The 5,672-nt window shown below is 66.8% G+C and carries 5 protein-coding genes; 2 read left to right on the top strand and 3 right to left on the bottom strand.

Features of this window, described 5'->3' with window-relative positions:
• Together VGD44_RS06020 and VGD44_RS06015 are read right to left on the bottom strand one after the other, a co-directional pair.
• The coding region (locus tag VGD44_RS06020; RefSeq protein WP_331084917.1) for an ABC transporter permease at window positions 1-716 on the bottom strand (716 nt) is incomplete at its 3' end.
• Entirely contained in the window at window positions 713-1,639 is a 927-nt protein-coding gene (locus VGD44_RS06015) for an ABC transporter ATP-binding protein (RefSeq protein ID WP_331084915.1), read from the bottom strand. The genes VGD44_RS06015 and VGD44_RS06020, both read right to left, overlap by 4 nt.
• A 160-nt stretch (window positions 1,640-1,799) precedes the next feature.
• On the opposite strand from VGD44_RS06015, the gene VGD44_RS06010 reads away from it, so the two are divergent.
• Window positions 1,800-2,921 (top strand): S41 family peptidase, encoded by a 1,122-nt coding sequence (locus VGD44_RS06010; protein WP_331084912.1) that lies wholly within the window; start codon window positions 1,800-1,802, stop codon window positions 2,919-2,921.
• A 13-nt stretch (window positions 2,922-2,934) separates the two neighbouring features.
• Here the strand turns inward: VGD44_RS06010 and bioB are convergent, their stop codons facing one another.
• The gene (gene bioB / locus VGD44_RS06005) at window positions 2,935-3,930 is read right to left on the bottom strand and encodes a biotin synthase BioB (RefSeq protein ID WP_331084910.1); all 996 of its coding nucleotides are present in this window, start codon (window positions 3,928-3,930) and stop codon (window positions 2,935-2,937) included.
• Window positions 3,931-4,088: 158 nt separating this feature from the next.
• Here bioB and ahcY point away from each other — a divergent pair, with 158 nt between their 5' ends.
• Window positions 4,089-5,480: an adenosylhomocysteinase gene (ahcY, locus tag VGD44_RS06000; protein ID WP_331084907.1), complete on the top strand. Its 1,392-nt coding sequence runs from the start codon at window positions 4,089-4,091 to the stop codon at window positions 5,478-5,480.
• The last annotated feature ends 192 nt before the right edge of the window (window positions 5,481-5,672 follow it).

Here is a 5,672-nt window from a genome sequence, read left to right as displayed (position 1 = left end):
GCGAGGCAGGCGGCCAGGAAGCCTAGGGTGGCCGCCAGGCTGACGCCGACGCCCACGTCGGAGACGCCGTAGAAACTCCAGCGGAAGCCGCTCACCAGGTAGACCACCGGGTTGAAGAGGGCGATCGTCTTCCAGACGCCGGGCAGCATGTCGATCGAGTAGAAGCTGCCTCCCAAGAAGGTCAGCGGCGTGATCACCAGGGTCGGGATGATCGACAGCTTCTCCCAGCCGTCGGCCCAGATGCCGGTCAGGAAGCCGAACAGGCTGAAGGTGACCGAGGTCAGCACCAGGAAGGCCAGCATCACCAGCGGGTGGCCGATCTCGTAGGGCACGAAGACGCGCGCGGTGGCGAGGATCACCAGACCCAGGATAACCGACTTGGTGGCCGCGGCGCCGACGTAGCCCATCACCACCTCTGCGGCGGACACGGGCGCCGACAGCACCTCGTAGATCGTGCCGGCGAACTTCGGCATATAGATGCCGAACGAGCCGTTGGAGATGCTCTCGGTCAGGATCGACAGCATGAGCAGGCCCGGCACGATGAAGGCGCCGTAGCTGACCCCGTCGATCTGCGGCATGCGGCTGCCGATCGCTGCGCCGAAGACGATGAAGTAGAGCGAGGTGGTGATCACCGGCGCGGCGACGCTCTGCACGATGGTGCGGGCCCAACGGTGCATCTCGAAGAAGTAGATGGCCTTGATCGCGTGGAGGTTCATGCGCGCGCTCCCCGCACCAGGCTCACGAAGATGTCCTCCAGGCTCGACTCCTCGGTCCGCAGGTCCTTGAAGTCGATGCCGCGCGCGGCCAGCCGCTTCATCAGCTCGGCGATGCCGGTGGACTCGGCCTGGGCGTCGAAGGCGTAGACCAGCTCGGCCCCGTCGGCGGCGAGCTCGAGCGAAAAGCCGTCGATGACCGGGGCGGTCTCGAGCGGCTCCTGCAGGTGCAGCGTCAGCTGCTTCTTACCCAGCTTGCGCATGAGGACGTCCTTGTCCTCGACCAGGATCAGCTCGCCGCGGGAGATCACGCCGATCCGGTCTGCCATCTCCTCGGCTTCCTCGATGTAGTGGGTGGTCAGGATGATGGTTACGCCCTGCTCGCGCAGGCCGCGGACCATCTCCCACATGTCGCGGCGCAGCTCGACGTCGACGCCGGCGGTGGGCTCGTCGAGGAACAGGATCGAGGGTTCGTGGGCCAGCGCCTTGGCGATCATAACCCGGCGCTTCATGCCGCCCGAAAGCGCCATGATCTTCTCGGCCTTCTTGTCCCAGAGACTGAGCGCCTTCAGCACCTTTTCGAGGTGGGCGTTGTCGGGGGCCTTGCCGAACAGGCCGCGGGAGAACTTCACCGTGTCCCAGACGGTCTCGAAGGCGTCGGTGGAAATCTCCTGCGGGACGAGGCCGATCTTGGACCGCGCGGCGCGGAAGTCCTTCTGGATGTCGTGTCCGTCGGCGGTGACCCGTCCTGCCGTCATCCGGACAAGACCACAAACTATGCCGATGAGGGTGGTCTTGCCGGCCCCGTTCGGGCCCAGGAGGGCGAAGATCTCGCCCTGGCGGATCTGCAGGTCGACCGACTTCAGGGCCTGGAAGCCGCCGGCATAGGTCTTCGACAGGCCTTCGATGGAAATGATCGGCTGCACGCGCTCTCCTCGGAAGCCTCCCAGATAAGGTCCGGAGGACGGCTGAGCTAGCCGCCCGCCGACAACATCTATCGCCGGCGGGCGCCGAAAGCTGTCAGCAGCACCTTGCGGCGACCGCGCGCCCGCGGGCTATGCTCTTCAGGAGTTGCAGGGAGCCGACATGAAACTCAGAACTGCGGCCAGCCTTCTCGGCGCTTTCGCGATGGGTGCGGCGACGATGGCCCTTGTCGACCGACCGGCCCAAGCAGCGGCGCAACCAGCCTCGAACTGGTTGTCGGTGTTTCGCTCGGCGTTCGAGCTCGTGGTGCGCCAGCACCTGACACCGGTGAACGAGGCGAAAGCGATCCAGGCGGCGCTGGTCGGGATGATGAGGTCGCTTGATCCCGGCTCCACCTATTACTCGCCCGAACAGTTCGCCGCGCTGCGGGATCGCAGCAACCAGCCGGCCACGCTGGGTGTCACCCTTGAGCGCGCCGGTGGCGCCCTGCTGGTCGGCGGAATCGCGCCGAATTCACCCGCTGCAAAGGGCGGTCTGAAGGTCGGGGACCGGATCGTCGCGATCGACGGGGCCCCTGCGCTCGAACTGCTCGAAGCGAGCTCGAGGCTGGTCGGGACCCAGACGCCGGTGGTGTTAACGGTGGACCGCGCGTCGCTGCCCCCGTTCCACCTGACGCTCATCCGGGAGGTTCCACCACCCAGCGTTACCGCGCGCATGATCGGCAACGCTGGCTACCTCTCCCTCGGCTCCTTCCACGACACGGTCGCGACGGACACGATCGCCGCGATCGCGCAGCTGAAGGCCGAAAACCCCGCGATGAAGGGTCTGGTCCTGGACCTTCGCGGGTCTCCCGGCGGGCTGCTGAATCGCGTCGTGGACGTTGCGTCGATCTTCCTCGACGGCGGCGAGGTTGCCTGGGTCGCCGAGCGCGATCCCGGCCGGCGCGAGCGATTCAAGGCCGATCCGGGCGACGCGCTGACTGGAGCGCAGCTGATTGTGCTGATCGACGCGGGCGCCGCCTCGGGCGCGGAGGTCGTCGCCGGCGCTCTCCAAGAGCGCGGCCGCGCGAAGATCGTCGGCGTGAGTAGCCACGACGGCGGCACGATCCAGACGCTGTTTCCGTTGTCGGGCGGCCTGCATGGGGCCTTGAAACTGACCACCGGCGCGATCCATCTGCCCTCCGGGCGGGCGATCCAGGAGACCGGCGTCACGCCCGACGTGGTGGTCGAGCAGGCGGAGTCCGGCGACACACAGCTCACGCGCGCGCTCGCCCTGCTGAACTGAGATCGGGCCGTCCCTAGCGGACGACTTCCGCTGCGCGCGTCATCGGCTTCATCTTCAGGTCGGCCAGGAGGGCGTCGTCGGCGTTGCGGCCGGGGTTGTCGGTGGTGAGCAGGCGGGCGCCCACGAAGATCGAGTTGGCGCCGGCCAGGAAGCAGAGGGCCTGCAGCTCCTTGGTCATGTGCTCGCGCCCGGCGGCGATGCGGACCATCGCCTTCGGACAGACCAGGCGGGCCACCGCGATCATGCGGACGAACTCCAGCGGATCGACCGGGTCGGACGCGCCAAGCGGCGTGCCGGGGATCGGCATCAGGTCGTTGATCGGCAGGCTCTCGGGGTGCGCGGGCAGGATCGCCAGCTGGTGCAGGAGGCCCGCACGGTCACGGCGCGTCTCGCCCATGCCGACGATGCCGCCGCAGCAGGTGGACATCCCGGCGTCGCGTACGGCGGCGAGCGTGTCGAGGCGGTCCTGGTAGGTGCGGGTGGTGACGACCTGGTCGTAGTAGTCCGGGCCGGTGTCGAGGTTGTGGTTATAGAAGTCGAGGCCGGCCGCCTTCAGCGCCTTGGCCTGATCGGGCGTCAGCATGCCCAGCGTGGCGCAGGTCTCCAGGCCGAGCGCCTTCACGCCCGAGATCATGGCGGCGACCTTCGGCAGGTCGCGGTCCTTCAGGTCGCGCCAGGCCGCGCCCATGCAGAAGCGCTGGGCGCCGCCGGCCTTGGCCTCGGCGGCCTGGGCGATCACCGCGTCGGCCTCCATCAGCTTCGAGGCGCGGGTGGCGGTCTTGAAGTGCTGCGACTGGCTGCAGTAGCCGCAGTTCTCGGGGCAGCCACCGGTCTTCACCGACAGGAGCTGGGATAGCTGCAGCTCGGTGGGGTCGAACCAGCGCCGGTGGACCTCGGCCGCACGGAACACCAGTTCGGTGAACGGCAGCTCGAACAGCGCCTCCACCTCGTCCAGGGTCCAGTCGTGACGGGGCTCGGCCAGATCGGCCGGTCGGAAGGGCGCGTTCATGGGTACTGCTCCGGGGGAGGACGGCACGCCCGGATACGACGGTCACCCTACGGCCGGCAACGGAACTCGCATAAGGATTTCTTTATGTCTCGGTTGATACAGCCGAGCGGTCCCGCTATAGGGGCCGCCAAGACATTCCCCCGACTTCAGGAATCGAAATGACCGACTATGTCGTGAAGGACCTCTCGCTCGCCGACTGGGGCCGCAAGGAAATCGACATCGCCGAAACCGAGATGCCGGGCCTGATGGCCACGCGCGCCGAGTTCGGCAAGGCCCAGCCGCTGAAGGGCGCCCGCATCGCCGGCTCGCTCCACATGACCATCCAGACGGCGGTGCTCATCGAGACCCTGCAGGCGCTGGGCGCCGAGGTCCGCTGGGCCTCGTGCAACATCTTCTCCACCCAGGACCACGCCGCCGCGGCCATCGCGGCCAAGGGCACGCCGGTCTTCGCGATCAAGGGCGAGACCCTGGTCGAGTACTGGGAGTACGCCCACAAGATCTTCGAGTGGCACGACGGCGGCTACCCGAACCTGATCCTGGACGACGGCGGCGATGCGACCCTGCTCTGCGTGCTGGGTCCGAAGGCCGAGAAGGACCCCACCCTCCTCAACAACCCGACCAACGAGGAAGAGGAAGCCCTCTTCGCCGTGATGAAGCGGTACCTGAAGGAGAAGCCGGGCTTCTACACGGCCATCCGTGACGCCTGTCAGGGCGTGTCGGAAGAGACCACCACGGGCGTGCACCGCCTCTACCAGATGCACGAGCGCGGCGAGCTGCCGTTCACCGCCATCAACGTCAACGACAGCGTCACCAAGTCGAAGTTCGACAACCTGTACGGCTGCCGCGAGAGCCTGGTCGACGCCATCCGCCGCGGCACCGACGTGATGCTCTCCGGCAAGGTCGCCGTGGTCCTGGGCTACGGCGACGTGGGCAAGGGCTCGGCGGCTTCGCTGCGCAACGGCGGCGCGCGCGTCATCGTCACCGAAGTCGACCCGATCTGCGCCCTGCAGGCGGCGATGGAAGGCTATGACGTCCAGACCGTCGAGGACGTGGCGGCCAAGGGCGACATCTTCTGCACGGCCACCGGCAACAAGGACGTGCTCACCGTCGACCACATGCGGGCGATGAAGAACAACGCCATCGTTTGCAACATCGGCCACTTCGACTCGGAGATTCAGATCGCCGGCCTGCGCAACTTCAAGTGGGACGAGATCAAGCCGCAGGTCCACCATGTGGAATTCCCCGACGGCAAGAAGATCATCGTGCTGTCCGAGGGCCGCCTGGTGAACCTGGGCAACGCCACCGGCCACCCCAGCTTCGTGATGAGCGCCAGCTTCACCAACCAGACGCTCGCCCAGATCGAGCTCTGGCAGAACGGCGCCAAGTACGAGACCAAGGTCTACACCCTGCCCAAGCACCTGGACGAGAAGGTGGCCATGCTCCACCTCGAGAAGCTGGGCGCCAAGCTGACCAAGCTCACCAAGGAACAGGCCGACTACATCGGGGTCACAACCCAGGGGCCGTTCAAGCCGGAGCACTACCGCTACTAGAACCGACCTTCGCTTACCTTCCCAGGTAGAAGACCACTGGTTCAGCTTTTGGGATTGGGCTAGGGGCACTGCGGTGCCTCTAGCTTTGATCCTTTCTTCGTTCGTGGCGGCCTCGCGCATCGGCGGGGCGGCGCAGCAGTATGTGCTGGCGGCCCATAAGATCGATCCGGTCCTGGCGCCCACGGTCATGTT

It is taken from the genome of Phenylobacterium sp., assembly GCF_036402295.1.
In the GTDB taxonomy this organism is placed as follows: Bacteria; Pseudomonadota; Alphaproteobacteria; order Caulobacterales; family Caulobacteraceae; genus Phenylobacterium.
Note: the sequence above shows the minus strand (reverse complement) of the source record. Positions and strands in the feature narration are given on the sequence as shown.